Here is an 18,101-nt window from a genome sequence, read left to right on the forward strand (position 1 = left end):
TCGCCCATCACGTCGTCGGTATCGAGCGCGTCGGAGACGACCGACGTGGCCTCAGCGACGTCATCGAGGGTGACCCCGCCGTCCTTGTCGACGGCGATGCGGAGCACCCGACGCTTTCCAGCGGGCGTGAGCTCGACGGCCTCGACGTCCATCTCCAAGGCGGCCAGGGGGCCGGTCAGTACGGTCCGAATTCGATCCGTCACGGCGTCAGATTTGGCGCTGTTCATGGACGAGACCTCCTTGTGCTGTTGTCGGCGACAACCATAGCCGCAACCGGACCGACTTCTGACCTCCGCAGGTCGGCCGAGCGTGCCGAGGAGGCGCACCTCACGGGCGGCTGGTGGTGCCCACTAGAGTGCCCCGCGTGTCTGCAGCCTCCATGATCAGCCGCCGTCGCGCAGTGCTGGTGCCGCTCACCGTGTCGGCGGCAGCCCTGGCGGGCTGCCGATGGGGGCCTGAGTCGGCGTCGGAACAGGTCGCCTCGGGTGCCACTCCCCCACCACGCGACGCCGACCAGCAGCTGGTGGACCGCGCGGTGACCGCCATCAGCGACACAGCAGCAGTCGTCTCGAGCGCGATCGGCCAGCGCCCCCGCCTGCGCCAAGGCCTCGCCGGCTTCAGCACACTCCACGAGGCGCACCTGCGGCACCTGGGCGCCCCAGCCGGGGAACCCGCCCCGGAGTCCCGACCGGCACCCACGATGGCCGCCGTGCTCACCGCCGAGCGCAAGCTTCAGGACACCCTCGTCGACCTCGCCGGGCAGTCCGGCAGCGGCCAACTGGCCCGCAGCCTCGCCTCCATGGCGGCCGGCGTGGCCCAACACCTCGCCCTCGTCCTCAAGGTGGATCAGTGAGTCCTGCAGACGACCTCAACGAGGTGTTGACTGGCGAGCACGCAGCGGTCTGGCTGCTCGCAACGCTGGGTGGACGGCTCTCCGCTGCCGCGAACCCCGACCTGAACACCGCCGTACGAGGGGCGCACGGGATGCATCGCGCACGCCGCGACCAACTGGTGCAGCGCCTGCTCGACCTCGAGGCGACCCCGGCCGCGGCAGCCCTGGCCTACGAGCTTCCCAACGCTGCGAGCAACGCGGAGCAGATCAGGCGAGCCGCGCTGCAGGTGGAGACCCGCTGCACCGCGCTCTACTCCGATCTCGTCTCCCGCACCGACGGAGGCGATCGCAGTTGGGCAGTGCGTGCCCTGCTCGACTCCGCTGTCCGTCAACTCGGGTTGGGCGGCAGCCCGAGCGACCTTCCCGGCACCTGACGACCGGAAACACAGGCGGCGCGTGGGTGGTCCCGAGATCCACCCACGCGCCGTCTGTTCCACGAACCGCCAATCCATCGTGCACTGAATTGCATGCTTGTTCCTACTCACACGGCGTGCAGGTTCTTGCAGTGCACAAACTCGCAACTTGTAAGACCCAGAAAAACACCTCGCACCGACAGCGCATCGCTTGCTTGGATGGGCGCATGCCGCTGCGCGCCCCTGACTTCGCCCACTTTCCCGAGTTCTGCGATCTGCTCGCCGACTACGAGCCCGGCGAGCTCCACGGTTCCGGCTTCTGGGGTGACCGCCAGCCCGTGCTGACCACCGAGGGCTACCGGGCCTGGGTGGAGGAGCTGCTGGCCGAGGGAGACGAGTCCCTGCCCGCCCGTGAGGGCAGGGTGAGGTGCTCCTATTTCTGGATCACCGACGATGACGGCACCTGGGTCGGCTTCCTCGCGCTGCGTCGTACGCTCAACGACTTCCTGCTGGAGGAGGGCGGCCACATCGGCTACTCCGTGCGCAGCTCACGTCGCCGCGAGGGACATGCCACTCGGGCCCTCCGCGATGCCCTCGGAGAAGCCGCAGCCCTCGGCCTGGACCGGGTGCTGGTCACCTGCGACGACGACAACGCCCCCTCCGCCCGCACCATCGAGAGCAACGGAGGCACCTACGAGGACTCCCGCAACGGCAAGCGCCGCTACTGGATCCGCACCCATTCCTGATCAGGAAATGCTGGATCGTCCCTAACAGATTTGTAGGTTCCCAGCGAAAAACTACAAATCTGTTAGGGACGATCCGGCTCGAACGGGGTTGCCGGGCGGTGGGAGGTCAGGCCGAGAGGTGAGCGACGACGTCGGCGAGGGGTACGTCGGCCCGGTCGCCCGTGCGGCGGTCCTTCACCTCGACGACACCATCGACCAGGCCCTTGCCGACCACGACGATGGTGGGCACGCCCATGAGCTCGGCGTCCTTGAACTTCACCCCGGGGCTGACCTTGCCGCGACGGTCGTCGTAGATGACGTCCAGGCCGGCCGCCTGCAGCTGGTCGGCGAGCGCGTCGGCCGCATCGAAGAGCTCCTCGCCCTTGCCCGCAGCCACCAGGTGCACATGGGCCGGGGCGATCTCGCGGGGCCAGCACAGACCCAGCTCGTCGTGGTTGTCCTCGGCGATCGCAGCCACGGCACGGGAGACGCCGATGCCGTAGGAGCCCATCGTGACGGTGACGAGCTTGCCGTTCTCGTCGAGCACCTTGAGGTCGAGAGCCTCGGCGTACTTGCGACCCAGCTGGAAGATGTGGCCCATCTCGATGCCACGTGCCGAGGAGAGGGTTCCGCCGTCGTCGCTGCCACAGTTGGGGCAGAGGTCCCCGTCGCGCACCTCAGCGGCCTCGATCGTGCCGTCGGCGGTGAAGTCACGGCCGGCGACGAGATCGACGACATGTCGACCGTCCACGTCAGCGCCGGTCACCCAGCGGGTGCCCTCGACGATGCGGGGGTCAAGCAGGTAGCGAATGCCGGAGCTGGACTCCTCCCCCAGCACGCCGGGGCCGATGTAGCCCTTGACGAGCTCGGGGTGCTTGGCGAACTCGGCCTCGTCCATGGGCTCGACCTCGATCGGCTCGAGCTGACCCTCGAGCCGCTTCTGGTCGACCTCGCGGTCGCCGGGCAGGCCGATCGCCAGCGGCTCCCGGGTGCCGTCGGGGTGCTTGAGCACCAGCAGCACGTTCTTGAGCGTGTCGCCGGCATCCCACGCACGGTCATCCCTGGGGAACTGTGCATTGAGCAGGTCGACCAGCGACTCGATGGTCGGAGTGTCGGGCGTCGCCTCGGCGTGCGCGGCCGGGACATGGGTGTGGTCGAGAGCCGGGGGCACCGGAACGGTCACCGCCTCGACGTTGGCGGCGTAGCCACAGCTGCTGCACTGCACGAAGGTGTCCTCGCCGACGACCGAACGGGCCAGGAACTCCTCGGACTTCGAGCCACCCATCGCACCGGCGGTCGCCTTGACGATGACATAGTCGAAGCCGAGGCGGTCGAAGGTCTTGATGTAGGCGGCCCGGTGTGCGGCGTAGGACTTGTCGAGGCCCTCATCGGTGGTGTCGAAGGAATAGGAGTCCTTCATCACGAACTCGCGACCACGGAGCACGCCGGCACGGGGGCGCGCCTCGTCGCGGTACTTGTTCTGGATCTGGTAGAGCCAGACCGGCAGGTCCTTGTAGGAGGAGTAGAGGTCCTTCACCGCAAGGGTGAACATCTCCTCGTGGGTGGGGCCGAGCAGCAGGTCCGCACCCTTGCGGTCCTGCACCCGAAAGAGGTTGTCGCCGTACTCGGTCCAGCGGTTGGAGGCCTCGTAGGGCTCGCGAGGCAGCAGTGCCGGGAACTGCAGCTCCTGGGCACCCATGGCGTCCATCTCCTCGCGCACGATGCCCTCGACATTGCGCAGCACCCGCAGGCCCAGCGGCAACCACGTGTAGATGCCGGGCGCGGCACGGCGCACGTAGCCGGCACGCACCAGCAGCTTGTGGCTCGGCACCTCGGCGTCCGCCGGGTCGTCGCGCAGGGTACGGGCGAACAACTGGGACATGCGGAGGATACGGGCGCTCATGGCGGCAAGGTTATCCGCGCTCGACGCGCCGCCCCGCATCGGTCAGAACATCACCGTCATGAAGCGCTCGGTCTCGCGGAACCCGACCCGTTCGTACGCCGTCCGCGCGGCCTCGTTGTAGTCGTTGACGTAGAGCGAGGCGACAGGCGCGATGTTGCGGCGGACCAGTTCCACGACGGCTGCCATGCCGCGGGTGGCGAGACCCTCACCTCGGCGGTCGGGGACGACATAGACCCCTTGGATCTGGGCGGCCTGGGTGCTGGCGCAGGCAACCTCCGCCTTGAAGACGACGCGACCCTCGTCGATCCGCGAGAACTGCCACCCCTTGTTGATGAGCTGGTTGACGCGTGCGCGGTAGAGGTCGGCACCGCCGCCGGACTCCGGGGAGATGCCCACCTCCTCGGTGTACATCGCCACGCATGCCGGATAGACGAGATCGATCTGGTCGCGGGTGGTGGTGACGACCAACGGGTCGGGCTCCACCAACGGGGTGCTGGCGATCTCCAGGTGCGGTTGGTGGGCGCGGATCTCCCGCGCTGGGCCCCAGTCGGGCTCGAGTCGCTCCCACAGCGGACCGACCTGCCCCACTGGGCCGACGATCGTCGCGACGCTGCGGCGTGACCAGAGCGCGTGCTTGACGAAGGCGTCGATGTCAGCCGCACCGCAGCCGATCGGCACCAGATTGGCGCCGATGTGCATCGCGGCGACCAGCTCCTCGCCGAGGAAACGACCCCAGACCTCGCCGCCGAGCCATCGCGGCTCGAGGCTGGTCAGGCGCGCCCGATGCTCGACGAAGACGTTGACCACCGGGTCACGATCGGTGAGCTGCACGAACTGCGTGAAGTCGGCGGGGCCGAGCACCCGGACGGTCTCGTTGGTCACGGCGGGGAGCCTAGTGTCTTTCCAGCACGCGTGGGCACGCCGATACCGGGAACCGGCCCGTCGGCACGGAGATCGTCACCAGCGAGACAGGAACCGGCGTCAGGAGACCGTGACCTCGGCGCCGGCGCCCGGCTCTGCCTCCATGCCCTCCGCGATGCGCATGGCCTCCTCGATCAGGGTCTCCACGATCTTGGACTCGGGGACGGTCTTGATGACCTCGCCCTTGACGAAGATCTGACCCTTGCCGTTGCCGGAGGCGACCCCCAGGTCGGCCTCGCGCGCCTCGCCCGGGCCGTTGACGACACAGCCCATGACGGCGACGCGCAGCGGCACCTCGAGGCCGTCGAGGCCGGCCGTGACCTCTTCTGCGAGCTTGTAGACGTCGACCTGAGCGCGTCCGCAGGACGGGCAGGAGACGATCTCGAGGCGGCGGGGCTTGAGGTTGAGCGACTCCAGGATCTGGATGCCGACCTTGACCTCCTCGACCGGCGGCGCGGAGAGCGAGACGCGGATGGTGTCTCCGATGCCGCGGCTGAGCAGCGCACCGAATGCGGTGGCCGACTTGATGGTGCCCTGGAAGGCGGGCCCGGCTTCGGTGACACCGAGGTGCAACGGCCAGTCACCGGCTTCGGCAAGGAGCTCGTAGGCACGCACCATGACCACGGGATCGTTGTGCTTCACCGAGATCTTGAAGTCGTGGAAGTCGTGCTCCTCGAAGAGGCTCGCCTCCCACACGGCCGACTCGACGAGGGCCTCCGGGGTCGCCTTGCCGTACTTGGCCAGCAGCCTCTTGTCGAGGGAGCCGGCGTTGACACCGATGCGGATGCTCGTGCCGTGGTCCTTGGCTGCGGCCGAGATCTCCTTGATCTGGTCATCGAACTGCCGGATGTTGCCCGGGTTGACCCGGACCGCCGCACATCCCGCCTCGATGGCCGCGAAGACATACTTGGGCTGGAAGTGGATGTCGGCGATGACCGGGATCTGCGCCTTCCGTGCGATTGCCGGGAGCGCGTCGGCGTCGTCCTGGCTCGGGCACGCCACGCGCACGATGTCGCAGCCCGCTGCCGTGAGCTCGGCGATCTGCTGCAGCGTCGAGTTGACGTCGGAGGTGAGCGTGGTGGTCATCGACTGCACCGAGATCGGGGAGTCACTGCCCACGCCGACCTTGCCGACCTTGATCTGACGCGTCGTACGGCGGGGTGCCAGCACCGGTGGCGGGGCTGCGGGCATGCCGAGGGAGATCGAGGTCATGCTCCCAGTCTAGAGGGAGCGCCACGTCACATCGGAGCGGTCTCCCGAGCGACCAGCCAGGGCGTCACTGCCAGGAGCGCTACCAGACCGGTCGTGAGGAATGCCCAGTCGTAGCCGACCTGGTCGGCGATGACACCGATCAGGATCGGTCCTCCGATGGCCCCCGCATCCTGCGCCATCTGGAAGGTCGCGAGCACCTTCCCGCCCGAGCGGTCCTGACCGACGACGTCGGCGACCGCAGCCTGCTGTGCCGGGTTGAGCAGCCCGGCACCCACGCCCGAGAACGCGGACAGCACCAGGAGCTCCGCGAGTCCGGTCACGAATCCAATGGCCCCGAGCCCGAGTGCCGTCACCACCAGCCCGACCAGCACCATCGGGCGCCGTCCGACCGTGTCGGCGAGGCGCCCACTGAACTGCAACGTGACCGCTGTGCCCACCGCGGCGCACGCCAGCGCCACACCTGCCACCCAGGTGTCGTCATGGATCGCGACCGCCAGCTGCGGGAGTACGGCGACGCGCACCCCGAAGTTGCACCACCCGTTGGCGAAGGCGGAGACGAGGGCGGCTCGATAGGTGCTGGACGCGAGCGCCTCACCCAATGCCATCGGTGTGGTCGCCGGTGCGTCGGCGGGCGGACGCAGGCGCGTGCCGGACAACCGGACGCCCACGACCACCGCGGCGACCACCAGCGCTCCGGCGTAGACGACGAAGGGGACTCGGAGACCGAAGACCGCCAGGGCGCCGCCGGCCAGCGGGCCCACCATCCCGCCGATCAGGAAGGAGGATGCGTAGGCGGAGCTGACGCGACCGCGAATCGTCGGGGGCGCCAGGCGCACCAACAGCGCCATCGCCGAGACCGTGAACATGGTGGAACCGATGCCGCCCATGCCCCGCAGCACCAGGAGTTGTGCGTAGGACTGGGCGAAGGCCGTGGCCAGTGAGGAGGCCGCGACGATCAGCAGGCCACTGAGGTAGACCGGCCGCTCCCCCAGCCGGGCGACCAACGCGCCACCGGCCGGGGCGAAGAGGAGCCGGAAGAAGGCGAAGGCCGACACGACGACCGAGGCTGCAGCCACCCCGACGTCGAAGCTGCGGGCGTACGCCGGCAGCACGGGCGAGACCAGCCCGTAGCCGATCGCGATCACGAAGGCAGCAGCGACCAGCACCCAGATCTCGGACGGGATCGCGGGGCGTGCCTCCGGCGCCACTCCCCTCCGCTTCACGCGGGCACTCTACGGTTCGTGTCGGGCTAGCCGGCGAGGTGGATCGGCACGATGAGGTCGCCCAGGATCAGCACGACACTCATCACCAGGAAGCAGCCGGCCACGACGTAGGCGATCGGCAGCAGCTTGGCGACATCGACGTGTCCAGGGTCGGGCCTGCGGCGGAGCCGGGCCCAACCGCGGCGGATCGCCTCCCACAGGGCGCCGGCGATGTGCCCACCGTCGAGCGGCAGCAGCGGGATGAAGTTGAACATGCCGATGAAGAAGTTGAAGCCGGCGATCAGCATGAGCAGGAAGACGGCCTTGTCCTTGACCGGGAAGGCCTCGTGCGACGTGGTCTCACCGGCCAGTCTTCCGCCTCCGACGACACTCATCGGACCTTCGGGATCGCGCTCCTCCACCCCGATGATGGCTTGACCGACGTCATAGACCTTGGCGGGCAGGGTCGCCATCGCCTCGACGGTGCGCGTCGTCATCTCGCCCATCTGGCCCAGCGTGTAGAAGAGGCCACCACTGCCGAGTTCGGTGCGCGGGCTGACCCCGAGGAAGCCGACCTCGGTCAGCTGCGCGGCGTCGCCGCCCGTGGGCCGCGGGGTGACCAAGGTGTTGGTGTGCAGGGCGAGGGTCTCACCCCCGCGACGTACGACGATCTCGGCCTCGCCGTCGTTGTTGGCGCGGATCAGCCCGGAGACCTGCTGCCACGACGTGACCTCGACACCGTTGAAGGCGACGATCTCGTCGCCGATCTCGAGACCTGCCTGCACGGCCGGGCTGACCGGGTCGTCAGCGGTGCATTCGCGGCCGGACTCCTCGTAGGGCACCACACAGGCACTCATCGAGTCGACGACGGGCAGGGTGCGTACGTCGCCCGGGTTGCCGTAGGTCGCGAAGACGCCGAGGAAGATGAAGAGCGCGATGATGATGTTCACCATCGGGCCGGCGGCCATCACGATGACCTTCTTCCACCACGACATCTTGTAGAAGAGCCGTGGCTCGTCCTCGGGCTGGACGAGCTCCCACTCGGCTGCCCGGGCATCGGAGATCAGCTGGGTGAACATGCCGGTGTTGCTCTGCCTCAGGTGCCCCTCACGGTCGGGCGGCAGCATGCCGACGATCTTGACGAAACCGCCCAGCGGGATCGACTTGAACCCGTACTCGGTCTCCCCGATCCTGCGGGACCAGATCGTGTTGCCGAAGCCGACGAAGAACTGGGTGACCTTGCCTCCGAAACGCTTGGCCCACACCATGTGGCCCATCTCGTGCAGGGCGATGGAGATGACCATCGCGAGCACGAAGATGAGCACGCCGAGGGCGTAGTAGACGGCAGTCATCGCAGCACCCTCCCGGTGCGGCGCTCGACGATGCGGGCGGCCTCTTCCCTCGCCCACGCATCGGCGCCCAGGACGTCATCGAGCGTCAGCGCACCGTCGGCTGCGACCACGTGCGCGGCCAGCACGTCCCCGATGACGTCGACGATGCCGGGGAACGGCAGTCTCCCGTCGTGGAAGGCATCGACGCAGACCTCGTTGGCGGCGTTGTAGACAGCGGGTGCGGTCGCACCCGCCACGCCGGCCTCGCGAGCGAGGCGCACGGCAGGGAACGCGATGTCGTCGAGCGGTTCGAAGCGCCAGTCGGCCGCCTTGGTCCAGTCGACCGGGGTCTCCGCGTCAGGCACCCGGTCGGGCCAGGCCAGACCCATCGCGATCGGCACGAGCATGGTGGGCAGCCCGATCTGCGCGACGACCGCACCATCGATGAACTCCACCATCGAGTGGATGAACTGCTGCGGGTGCACCACCACCTCGATCTGGTCGAAGGGCACGTCGAAGAGCAGATGTGCCTCGATGACCTCCAGCCCCTTGTTGACCAGGGTGGCGGAGTTGGTGGTGATCACCCGACCCATGGCGAAGTTGGGGTGGGCCAGGGCTTCGGCGGGCGTCACCTCGGCGAGGGAGTCACGTGAGCGACCACGGAACGGACCACCACTCGCGGTCAGGACGAGGCGACGTACCTCTGCCGCGGAACCGCTGCGCAGGCTCTGCGCAATCGCGCTGTGCTCGCTGTCGACCGGGACGATCTGGCCGGGTGCTGCAGCAGCCTTGACCAACGGGCCGCCGATGATCAGCGACTCCTTGTTGGCGAGCGCGAGCGTGCGGCCGGACTCGAGGGCAGCGAGCGTCGGACGCAGGCCGACGGCACCGGTGATGCCGTTGAGTACGACGTCACTCGCCCGGGCGGCCGCCTCGACGCTGGCCTCCTCCCCAAGCCGGAGAACGCGGGGGCGAACTCCTCGACCTGCTTGGCGAAGAGGTCGGGGTTGCTGCCACCGGCAGTCAGCGCGACGACCCGAAACCTGTCAGGGTGGGCCCGCACGAGGTCGAGGGCCTGCCGGCCGATGGAGCCGGTGGAGCCGAGGATGACGACGTCGCGCGAGTTGACCACCGGACCATTCTGTCAGGGCTGCCCCAGTGACACACCTTGCCATGAATTGAATCTGAATCTAGAGTCGGAAAAACTGCGTCCAGGCCTCACAGCCGAGCCCGGGCCATCATGACGAGGAGCCGATCGTGGGCCGCAAGATCCTTTTCATCACCACGGACCAGCAGCGCTACGACGCCTATGGGTGCAACGGTGGCACGGTTGCCGCCACGCCGGTGACCGACGCGTTGGCCGCCGAGGGCATCCGCTTCGAACGTGCCCACTGCGCCAACGTGATCTGCACCCCGGCCAGGTCGAGCATGCTCACCGGACAGCACCCTCGCACGCACGGTGCGATCGCCAACGGCGTGCCCCTGCCCCAGGACGCGCCGAGCGTGGCGCAGGTGCTCGCCGATGCCGGCTACCGCACTGCGCTGATCGGCAAGGTGCACTTCGAGCCCATCGCCGATCCCGACAACGTCTACCCGCAGAACCAGCTCATCGCACGTGACGAGCACGGTCCGTACCGTGGCTTCGAGTACGTGACCTTCGCGGGCCACGGACCGGTGGGCCCCTCCCACTACGCCAACTGGCTGCGGGAGAACCACCCGGACGAGGTCGACGGCTTCCTCCGCATCTTCTCCACCATCCCGGGCGGCGACACCGGCGCGCCGGGCCTGCGGGCCCACGGGGTGAAGCGGGAGAACTACCACACCGACTGGATTGCCGACCGGGTCATCGAGTGGCTCGACTCCCTCGATGACGAGTCCGACTGGTTCTGCTGGATGAGCTTCCCCGACCCGCACCATCCTTGGGACCTGCCGGAGGGCGAGCAGCACAGGATCGACTGGCGCACCCTGGGCCTGCCGGAGGGCCACCCCGGCTCCCCGAACGCATCCGCGAGATCCTCGCCGCGCGCCCGGCACACTGGCTGGCCTGGTACGACGGCACCGTGCCCAACGTCGATGCCGCACCTGCCGACTTCGTGCCGGCCGACCTCACCCACGACCAGATCCGCGAGATCAACGCCTACGTGCACCGCAAGAACGAATTGCTCGACGAAGCGTTCGGTCGCGTTCTCGACCACATCGAGGCTCGCGGTTGGGGCGACGAGACCGACGTGCTGATCACCACCGACCACGGAGAGTTCCAGGGCGACCTCGGCCTGCTCTTCAAGGGCCCCTACCACGTCGACGCGCTCATGCGGATCCCGATGATCTGGCGGCCGGCGCGCGCCACGGGCATCGCACCTGCGGAGGTCACCGAACCGGTCAGCCAGGTCGATCTGGCCCGGACCTTCTGCGAGATCGCCGATACTCCGGTGCCCGACTGGATGCAGGGCCAGACGCTGCCGACGACGGCGGACGAGGGACGACGTACCGCGATCGTCGAGTGGGACAGCCAGCTGGACACCGGCTATGCGATGCGCACGCTCGTGGCCGACGGTTGGATCTGCACCGCCTACGAGCCGACCGCGACCGACTACGGCTTCCCCGGGAGCGCCGCTATGCCGACTTCGGCATCGCGGCCGAGGACGTGCCCGACGTGATCGTCTATGACGGCACCGAGGGCGAGCTCTACGACACGGTCTCCGATCCGCACCAGTGGAACAACCGTTGGGACGACCCCGCATGCCGAGGACGCCGCGACGCCATGGTCGCCGAGCTGCGGCAGCGACTGCCGCAGGCTCGCGTGCCGAAGCTGCACCCCGCCGCGATGGGGTGACCCCCGGCCGGTCGAGCCTGTCGAGACCCCGCCCCCGTCGGTCGAGCCCGTCGAGACCCCGCCCCCGTCGGTCGAGCCTGTCGAGACCCCGCCCCGTCAGGGGCGGGGCCGAGGGTGAACCGGGGGCGTTCCCCGATGTCCGGCGAGCCTTGGCGATGCATCATGGAGGCATGAACGACGAAACCCGCAGCCCCTACCGCAAGCGCCTGACCCGCAGCCGCCACGACAAGATGCTCGGCGGTGTCTGTGGCGGCATCGCCTCCTACACCGGGTTCGACGTCACCCTCATCCGGATCCTGATGGTCGCGGCGGCCGTCTTCGGCCTCGGCACCGCGGTCGTCTTCTATCTCATCGCCTGGGTGGTCATGCCCCAGGAGGGATGAAGCCCGGCGCAGGCACGTGACGCGTCAGCGGGTCAGTGCAGTACGGCGGGAGTGATGGTGGGGACAGCCTCGAGCAGTTGTCGCGTGTAGTCCTCGGTGACTCCCTCGACGGTCAGTTCTGCCGACGGGCGCTCCTCGACGACGCGGCCACGCTGCATCACGACGACGCGGTCACACACGAGACGGAGCACGCTGATGTCGTGGCTGACCAACACATAGGTGAGGTTGCGCTCCTCGCGCAGCCGCAGCAGGAGTTCGAGGATCTGGGCCTGGATCGAGACGTCGAGCGCAGAGACGGATTCGTCGAGGAACACCAACTCCGGCTCGGTCGCCAGGGCACGCGCGATGGAGACCCGCTGCCGTTGGCCACCGGAGAGCTGGCCGGGCCGACGAGCGATCATGCCGCTGCCGAGGCCGACGAGGTCGAGCATCTCCCGGGCCGTGGCGATCGCCTCCTTGCGCGAGGCACCCTTCCACCACCGCACCGGTTCGGCGACGTTCTCCTCGATCGTCATCGACGGGTTGAGCGACGTGTAGGGGTCCTGGAAGACGAGTTGCAACTGCTGCCAGGCGCGCCGGTCGAAACGGCCCTTGTGATGGAGTTCCTTGCCGTGCAGCAGCACCCGACCAGCATCCGGGGAGACCAGCCCACACATCGCACTGATCAGCGTCGACTTCCCCGATCCGGACTCACCGGCGATGCCCACCGCCTCACCTGCGTGCACCTCCAGCGAGACGTCGTCAATGGCCACCGTCCTCAGTGGAGGCGCCGGCCAGCGAGACGTCTTGAACGTCTTGCGCAGACCTTCCACGCGCATGAGCGGCTCGGTCATCGCACACCACCTTCGTCGAGTTGGGCTACGTCTGCGACGCGCGCAGCGGAGAGCTCCTGCCAACGCAGGCAACGGACTTCGCGTCCCGGACCGGCGTCCGCCATCGGCACCGGTGCCTGTCGGCACTCATCGGTGACGAAGGCACAGCGGTCTGCGAAACGGCATCCGGGGATGTGCGCCTCGGGGCCGGGCACCTGTCCCGGCAACGGCTGCAGCGAGCCGAGCTCCAGCGCACGCTCGGGGATGCACCGCATCAGCCCGTCGACGTACGGGTGCAAGGGCGAGTCGAGCACCTGGCGGGTGGTACCGATCTCGACGAGCTCTCCGGAATACATCACCAGCACCCGGTCGCAGCGTTCGCTGATCACCCCGAGGTCGTGGGAGATCAGGAGCACTGCCAGTCCCATCTCCGCACGGAGCCTGTCGAGCAGGTCCATCACTCCCTTCTGAACGGTGACGTCCAGGGCAGTCGTGGGTTCATCGGCGATGAGCACCGAAGGCTCGCGAGCGACCGCGATACCGATCATCGCGCGCTGACGCATGCCACCGGAGAACTCGAAGGGATACTGCCGGGCACGTTCGGCCGGGCGGTTGACCTCGACCCGGTCGAGGATCTCGACCGCGCGCCGGCGCGACTCCTTGCGTGACATCCCCTTGTGGCGCAAGCGCACGGCTTCGGCGATCTGGTCGCCGATGCGCATCGACGGGTTGAGGCTGGTCATCGGGTTCTGGAAGATCATCGCCACGTCGCTGTCGCGGCGTCGTCCCGCCCCCGGGGCCCGACCCATCACCTGGATGTCGCCACCGGCCTGTCGGACCCCTTCTGGCAGCAGGCCCGCGACGGCCGACGCGGTCAGGCTCTTGCCCGATCCTGATTCACCGGCCAAGCCGACCATCTCGCCGGGCGCGACTTCGAAGGAGACGTGACGAACCAACGGCAACGCTCGTCCGACGAAGGTGTCGCGGGCGTCGACCTCGATCGAGAGGTCGGCCACCGAGATGGCGGGCCGTACGGCGACAGTCACGTCACGCGTGGTGGGATCGGACATCGTCGCGTTCACTTCTTCCGCTCCTCGGTGAGTTGGTCGCCCAGCACGTTGAGGCTGAGGATCAGCAGGGTGAGCACGGCAGCAGGGATGAGCACCACCCGCGGCTCGATCGACAGCATCGACGAGGCTCCGATGAGCAGGGTTCCCAACGACGACCCGGGTGGCCGCACGCCGATGCCGAGGAAGCTGATGCCGGCCTCGACGACGAGGGCCAGGCCGAGGAGATAGCTGGCCTGGACGGCGAGCTGCGCACGTACGCCGGGGAGCAGGTAGCGCCAGACCATGCGGGAGTGCGAGCACCCCGACATTCGGCCGGCCTGCACGAAGGGCGTGGCGGCAATGACCAACGTCTCCGCCCGCACCACCCGCAGGATGCGGGGCGCGAAGATGAATCCGAGCACCACCATCTGTCCCTGGATGCCGGTGTCCAGCGCGGTCTGCGCGGCCAGCAACAGGATCAGCGCGGGAACGGTGAGCACGACGTCGGCCAGACGTGAGAGAACCGTGTCGGCCCAGCCGCCGAGGTAGCCGGCGAGCAATCCGAGCGGGAGGCCCACGACGACCGCGACGGCAACGGCCGTCAGCGCGGCCAGGAAGGACGTGTGCACCGCCCACATGAGGCGCGCGAAGAGGTCCCGGCCCAGGTCGTCGGTGCCGAGCCAGTGTCCGCCGGACAGTGGCCCGAGGGTGTTGCCGAGCTCCTGGACGTCCGGGTCCTGGAGTGGCAGGACGGGAACGAGCACGGTGATCGCCACGGCGACGACGACGTACGCCAGTGCCAGCCACGCACCGATGCGCCGCGGGCGCCAGCGGATCGTGCGCCCCGGCGTCCGGGGCTCGGGGGCGGTGGTCTTGTCCACGAGGTCAGTCATGCCTTGCTCCTCGAGAGGGGGTTGAGCCAGAGCGCGACCAGGTCGGCCAGGAGGTTGGCCAGCAGGACCACGGCACCGAAGAGGGCAACGAGTGCCTGCACGACCGGGAAGTCCTGGCCACGGACGGACTCGATGGTCAAGGTGCCGATCCCCGGCACCGCGAAGACCACCTCGACGAGCAGGGCGCCGGTGATGAGCACCCCGACCTCGAGGCCGATCACGGTGACCAGCGGGGCGGACGCGTTGCGGGCGGCGTGGCGGAGGAAGATCTGCCCCTCGGACGCGCCCTTCATCCGGGCGGTGCGGATGTAGTCGGTCTTGTACTCGTTGCGCAGCGAAGCCCGCAGGGTGCGGGTCTGCAGGCACATCAACGAGAGCGCCAGGGCAACGGCCGGAAGGACCAGATACTCCAGGGTGCCGAAGAGCCCCACCTCCTCCGGCGTGCGGTAGCCGCCCGCTGGGAAGAGGGGCCACCAGATCGCGAACACCAGGATGAGGATGAGTCCCACCAAGAAGTTGGGGACGGCGATGCCGAGCAACGAAACGCCCTGGAGCGCCTTGTCGAGCCAGCCGTCGGGCCGCATCCCGGCAAGCGAGCCGGCGACCAGGGCGGCGACGACGGCGATGCCCATCGCGAGCGCCGAGAGCAGGAGCGTCGGCGGGAGGTACTGGCTGACCAACGCCTGCACGTCGCCGCGATGCTGCATGGACTGGCCGAGGTCGCCCTGGAGGACGTGGCCCAACCAGGACAGGTACTGGGTGATGATCGGCCGGTCGAGGCCGTTGTCCTTGCGGATCTCCTCGATCTGCTCGCGCGAGGCCCCTTCGCCGGCCATCGCGGCAGCCGGGTCGCCGATCTCGTAGAGCAACATGAAGGCGCCGAAGGTGACTGCGAGCAGCATCGGGACGGCCACGGCCAGGCGGCCGAGCAGCTGTCGCAGGATCAGCAGCGCCATCGGTCTCTCCTCAGAGGGTTCGGGTGGTGGTCAGTGAAGAGCGGGCCGGCGGGGCGGGTGTGATCGCCCCGCCGGCCCGAGATCGGATGCAGGCGTCAGCCCTTGACGCCGCGGAAACTGGGGAACGACGGGGCCCAAGGGTTCTCCCAGCCTTCCACGTGACCGGCGATCACGTAGGCGGTCTCAGGCGTCATCAGCGGGATGAAGAACCCGTCCGCGGGGGCCATCCCCGAGATCTCCCGGTAGAGCGCCATGCGTGCGTCCTGATCGGTCTCGAGGAGCGCTTCGGCAGCCTTCTCGTTGATCGCGTCGATGCTGAACCCACCGGGGTTGTAGAGACCCGTCGGCAAGATGTAGCGCTCGATGGACTCCGAGGGGTCGAACGCGTTGCCGATGGCGCCGAAGGCGACCGGAGCGTTCTTCTCGACAGCGAACCTGCTGACCACCTGCGGCGGCGCGATCGGCTTGACGTCGACCTCCAGGCCGATCTCCTTCATCTGCGCCTGGAAGACGGTGGCGAGCTGCTCGAACGCCTGGTTGCCGGCGACGGTGACGAGGTCGAACTTCGATCCCTCGGCACCCGCCTCCTTGACGAGCTCCTTGGCCCGTTCGACGTCGTAGGCGAAGTCGCCCAGCTCCTTGTCGGCGTCGTAGGCCTGGGTGCCGGTGCCGAAGAGCTGGCCGTTGGCCTGGCAGGCACCGTCGAGCACCGCGTCGCACATGGCCTGGCGGTCGATGCCGATGTTCATCGCCTCGCGAACCCGCGGGTCGTCGAAGGGCTTGAGGTCGGTGTTGACCGAGAACGAGTAGTTCTCGGCGCCGTACGACCGCTCGATCGAGTAGCCGGCGTCCTCAGCAGGCTTGACCATCTTCTCGGGGAGGATCGTGATGTCCACCTCTCCGGAACGGACCGCATTGAGTTTCGCGTCATCGGCGAGATAGGTGATCTCGAGGGTGTCGACGGCCGCGGCCGAGTCGTCCCAGTAGTCCTCGTTGGCGCTGTAGACGACGCGGTTGGGCTGGACCGACTCGAGGTTGAAGGCGCCGATGCCGGCCTCCTGCTCGGTGAGGTCAACCTTGTCGGCGATCGCCTTGTCGGAGATCATCGCTCCGACCGCACCCGAGAGCAGGCGGGGCAGGTGGCCCACGCCGCGCTCGTTGCGCAGCCGAACGTGGGTCTCATCGATCTCCTCGGCCGTGGTGCCCGCCAGGATCCCCGCGTTGGAGCTGCCCTCGAGCTCCTGCGACCGCACGATGTTGGCCACCACCGTTGCGGAGGTGAAGGGGTGCCGTCGTCGAAGGTCAGGCCCTCGCGCAGCGTCAGGTCCAGGAACGGTCCGTCGTCGTCGCTGCCCGACTCCCACTCGGTCGCGAGCATCGGCTGGAGCGACTCGTCTCCCGCCAAGAAGGTGAGCGTGTCGTACATCGGGGCGGTGTACATCGCCATCTGCCGCAGTGGCAGCAGGTCGGGGTCGAGCGTGCCCTGCGCGAAGGTCGAGGCGAAGACGAGCTTGCCGTCGCCGTCCGACGACGAGGACGAGGAGCCACCTCCCCGCAGGCGGTCAGTGTGGCAAGTACGACTGCGCCAGCCGCCAGTCCTGCGAACTTGTGCATTCCGGTTCCCTTCGGTGCTTCTGTGGGGCCGACTCCCGAGCCATCGGCGTGCGATGTGTCTACCCTCACAACCTGAATCTGATGTTAGACTCAGTTCCCGCGAGATGGCAAGACCTGAATCCATATCCACTTCAGGAGATGTGGCATGACCGGACGAATCGATGTGCATCACCACGCCGTGGTGCCGGCTTGGGCAACCGAGGTGCGGCACTTCGCTCCGGACCGGCCGGTCCGTTCATGGACGACCACCGACGCATTGCGCGCCATGGACCGTCACGGAGTCTCACGGTCCGTGGTGTCGCTGACTGCACCCGGGGTCTACTTCGGCGACGTCGCACGGGCCGCCGCTGCCGCGCGCGACGCCAATCAGCAGTTGGCGGAGACGCTGGGAAGCCTCGGCCACGACAGCGGGCGGTTCTCGTTCTTCGCCGCCCTGCCGATGCCTGACGTGGAGGCGACCCTCCAGGAGATCGAGCGCGCTTCCAGCCTGGGTTGCGCCGGCTTCACGCTGATGACGAACGTCGACGGCCGCTACCCCGGCGAGGCCGAGTTCGAACCCGTGTGGGCAGAGCTCGACCGCCTCGGCGCGGTGGTGTTCGTGCACCCCAGCTGGACGACGCTCCCGCTCGTCCCCGGGGTCTCGGGCGCGGTCGCGGACTTCCTCCTCGACACCGTGCGCGCCGCCATCAGCCTGTTGTACGGCGGCATCCTCCACCGGCACCGCAACGTGCAGATCATCCTGAGCCACGCGGGCGGTTTCCTGCCCTACTCGGTGCACCGGCTGGCAGCGATGGCCTCGACGATGCTGGAGCCGGTGCGCGACGCGACCGCCCTGCTCGATGACGCGCGCCGCTTCTGGTTCGACACCGCGCTGTCGACGTCACCGACCTCGTTGCCCAGCCTGCTGGCGTTCGCCGATCCGTCGCGGATCCTCTACGGCACGGACTGGCCCTACGCCCTCTCCCCCACGATCGAGTACTTCGAGCGCGAGTTCGAGGCCTTCCCCTCGAGCAGGCCACGCG

17 protein-coding genes and 3 pseudogenes are annotated in these 18,101 nt (G+C 68.4%); 8 read left to right on the forward strand and 12 right to left on the reverse strand.

All coding sequences use genetic code 11. The features are described from left to right. Nucleotides 1–20: 20 nt before the first annotated feature. Nucleotides 21–227: pseudogene (gene rimP, locus L1066_RS27980) on the reverse strand (ribosome maturation factor RimP); the annotation flags it as partial. 137 nt (nt 228–364) lie between these two features. Here rimP and L1066_RS18280 point away from each other — a divergent pair. From L1066_RS18280 to L1066_RS18290, 3 genes are all read left to right on the forward strand, one after another. Next, nucleotides 365–853: a hypothetical protein gene (locus L1066_RS18280; RefSeq protein WP_235737646.1), complete on the forward strand. Its 489-nt coding sequence runs from the start codon at nt 365–367 to the stop codon at nt 851–853. Continuing rightward, on the forward strand, nt 850–1,266 hold the full coding sequence (locus tag L1066_RS18285; protein WP_235737647.1) for a ferritin-like domain-containing protein: 417 nt from the start codon (nt 850–852) through the stop codon (nt 1,264–1,266). Before L1066_RS18280 ends, L1066_RS18285 begins: the two co-directional genes overlap by 4 nt. 206 nt (nt 1,267–1,472) lie before the next feature. Beyond that, on the forward strand, nt 1,473–1,991 hold the full coding sequence (locus tag L1066_RS18290; RefSeq protein WP_235737648.1) for a GNAT family N-acetyltransferase: 519 nt from the start codon (nt 1,473–1,475) through the stop codon (nt 1,989–1,991). A 106-nt stretch (nt 1,992–2,097) separates the two neighbouring features. Here the strand turns inward: L1066_RS18290 and L1066_RS18295 are convergent, their stop codons facing one another. The 6 genes and pseudogenes from L1066_RS18295 to dxr all read right to left on the reverse strand — a co-directional run bounded on the left by L1066_RS18295 (nt 2,098) and on the right by dxr (nt 9,671). Next, nucleotides 2,098–3,873: a proline--tRNA ligase gene (locus L1066_RS18295; protein WP_235737649.1), complete on the reverse strand. Its 1,776-nt coding sequence runs from the start codon at nt 3,871–3,873 to the stop codon at nt 2,098–2,100. 42 nt (nt 3,874–3,915) lie between these two features. Further along, the gene (locus L1066_RS18300; protein ID WP_235737650.1) at nt 3,916–4,755 is read right to left on the reverse strand and encodes a GNAT family N-acetyltransferase; all 840 of its coding nucleotides are present in this window, start codon (nt 4,753–4,755) and stop codon (nt 3,916–3,918) included. Between the two features lie 99 nt (nt 4,756–4,854). Beyond that, complete coding sequence (gene ispG, locus L1066_RS18305) at nt 4,855–6,006, reverse strand: flavodoxin-dependent (E)-4-hydroxy-3-methylbut-2-enyl-diphosphate synthase (RefSeq protein ID WP_235737651.1); 1,152 nt, start codon at nt 6,004–6,006, stop codon at nt 4,855–4,857. 26 nt (nt 6,007–6,032) lie between these two features. Continuing rightward, nucleotides 6,033–7,229 carry an MFS transporter gene (locus L1066_RS18310; protein WP_235737652.1) on the reverse strand — a complete coding sequence of 399 codons (1,197 nt, stop codon included), beginning with the start codon at nt 7,227–7,229 and terminating at the stop codon, nt 6,033–6,035. Nucleotides 7,230–7,255: 26 nt separating this feature from the next. Then, the gene (locus L1066_RS18315) at nt 7,256–8,560 is read right to left on the reverse strand and encodes a M50 family metallopeptidase (protein ID WP_235737653.1); all 1,305 of its coding nucleotides are present in this window, start codon (nt 8,558–8,560) and stop codon (nt 7,256–7,258) included. Further along, nucleotides 8,557–9,671, reverse strand: a pseudogene (dxr, locus tag L1066_RS18320) (1-deoxy-D-xylulose-5-phosphate reductoisomerase). Before dxr ends, L1066_RS18315 begins: the two are co-directional and overlap by 4 nt. Nucleotides 9,672–9,796: 125 nt before the next feature. Between dxr and L1066_RS18325 the strand changes: the two are divergent. The 4 genes from L1066_RS18325 (at nt 9,797) to L1066_RS18340 (ending at nt 11,755) form a co-directional block, all read left to right on the forward strand. Further along, nucleotides 9,797–10,774: a sulfatase family protein gene (locus tag L1066_RS18325; RefSeq protein WP_235737654.1), complete on the forward strand. Its 978-nt coding sequence runs from the start codon at nt 9,797–9,799 to the stop codon at nt 10,772–10,774. Beyond that, the gene (locus L1066_RS18330) at nt 10,681–11,196 is read left to right on the forward strand and encodes a sulfatase-like hydrolase/transferase (protein WP_235737655.1); all 516 of its coding nucleotides are present in this window, start codon (nt 10,681–10,683) and stop codon (nt 11,194–11,196) included. The genes L1066_RS18325 and L1066_RS18330 overlap by 94 nt, the downstream gene beginning before the upstream one ends. Continuing rightward, nucleotides 11,184–11,372, forward strand: coding sequence for a hypothetical protein (locus tag L1066_RS18335; protein ID WP_235737656.1), 189 nt, complete (start codon nt 11,184–11,186; stop codon nt 11,370–11,372). Before L1066_RS18330 ends, L1066_RS18335 begins: the two co-directional genes overlap by 13 nt. A 170-nt stretch (nt 11,373–11,542) precedes the next feature. After that, nucleotides 11,543–11,755 carry a PspC domain-containing protein gene (locus L1066_RS18340; RefSeq protein ID WP_235737657.1) on the forward strand — a complete coding sequence of 71 codons (213 nt, stop codon included), beginning with the start codon at nt 11,543–11,545 and terminating at the stop codon, nt 11,753–11,755. Between the two features lie 32 nt (nt 11,756–11,787). Here L1066_RS18340 and L1066_RS18345 read toward each other — a convergent pair whose 3' ends face one another. The 5 genes from L1066_RS18345 to L1066_RS18365 form a co-directional block, all read right to left on the reverse strand. Next, entirely contained in the window at nt 11,788–12,588 is an 801-nt protein-coding gene (locus L1066_RS18345) for an ABC transporter ATP-binding protein (RefSeq protein ID WP_235737658.1), read from the reverse strand. Continuing rightward, nucleotides 12,585–13,649 (reverse strand): ABC transporter ATP-binding protein, encoded by a 1,065-nt coding sequence (locus L1066_RS18350; RefSeq protein ID WP_235737659.1) that lies wholly within the window; start codon nt 13,647–13,649, stop codon nt 12,585–12,587. The genes L1066_RS18345 and L1066_RS18350 overlap by 4 nt, the downstream gene beginning before the upstream one ends. Next, nucleotides 13,646–14,509 carry an ABC transporter permease gene (locus L1066_RS18355; protein WP_235737660.1) on the reverse strand — a complete coding sequence of 288 codons (864 nt, stop codon included), beginning with the start codon at nt 14,507–14,509 and terminating at the stop codon, nt 13,646–13,648. The genes L1066_RS18350 and L1066_RS18355 overlap by 4 nt, the downstream gene beginning before the upstream one ends. Further along, nucleotides 14,506–15,465, reverse strand: a complete 960-nt coding sequence (locus L1066_RS18360; protein WP_235737661.1) for an ABC transporter permease — start codon at nt 15,463–15,465, stop codon at nt 14,506–14,508. Before L1066_RS18360 ends, L1066_RS18355 begins: the two co-directional genes overlap by 4 nt. Nucleotides 15,466–15,560: 95 nt before the next feature. Further along, nucleotides 15,561–16,829 (reverse strand): ABC transporter substrate-binding protein, encoded by a 1,269-nt coding sequence (locus L1066_RS18365; RefSeq protein WP_312008206.1) that lies wholly within the window; start codon nt 16,827–16,829, stop codon nt 15,561–15,563. Nucleotides 16,830–17,224: 395 nt separating this feature from the next. On the opposite strand from L1066_RS18365, the pseudogene L1066_RS28855 reads away from it, so the two are divergent. Beyond that, a pseudogene (locus tag L1066_RS28855) lies at nt 17,225–17,989 on the forward strand (amidohydrolase family protein); the annotation flags it as partial. Between the last annotated feature and the right edge of the window lie 112 nt (nt 17,990–18,101).

This window comes from Nocardioides alcanivorans (genome assembly GCF_021555175.1).
Classification (GTDB): Bacteria; Actinomycetota; Actinomycetes; order Propionibacteriales; family Nocardioidaceae; genus Nocardioides; species Nocardioides alcanivorans.

Excerpts from the sequence above, each read along its gene's own strand:
- L1066_RS18290 (WP_235737648.1), top strand. The coding sequence starts at position 1,473 with ATGCCGCTGCGCGCCCCTGACTTCGCCCACTTTCCCGAGTTCTGCGAT.
- L1066_RS18295 (WP_235737649.1), bottom strand. The coding sequence starts at position 3,873 with ATGAGCGCCCGTATCCTCCGCATGTCCCAGTTGTTCGCCCGTACCCTG.
- ispG (WP_235737651.1), bottom strand. The coding sequence starts at position 6,006 with ATGACCTCGATCTCCCTCGGCATGCCCGCAGCCCCGCCACCGGTGCTG.
- L1066_RS18315 (WP_235737653.1), bottom strand. The coding sequence starts at position 8,560 with ATGACTGCCGTCTACTACGCCCTCGGCGTGCTCATCTTCGTGCTCGCG.
- L1066_RS18340 (WP_235737657.1), top strand. The coding sequence starts at position 11,543 with ATGAACGACGAAACCCGCAGCCCCTACCGCAAGCGCCTGACCCGCAGC.
- L1066_RS18345 (WP_235737658.1), bottom strand. The coding sequence starts at position 12,588 with ATGACCGAGCCGCTCATGCGCGTGGAAGGTCTGCGCAAGACGTTCAAG.
- L1066_RS18355 (WP_235737660.1), bottom strand. The coding sequence starts at position 14,509 with ATGACTGACCTCGTGGACAAGACCACCGCCCCCGAGCCCCGGACGCCG.
- L1066_RS18360 (WP_235737661.1), bottom strand. The coding sequence starts at position 15,465 with ATGGCGCTGCTGATCCTGCGACAGCTGCTCGGCCGCCTGGCCGTGGCC.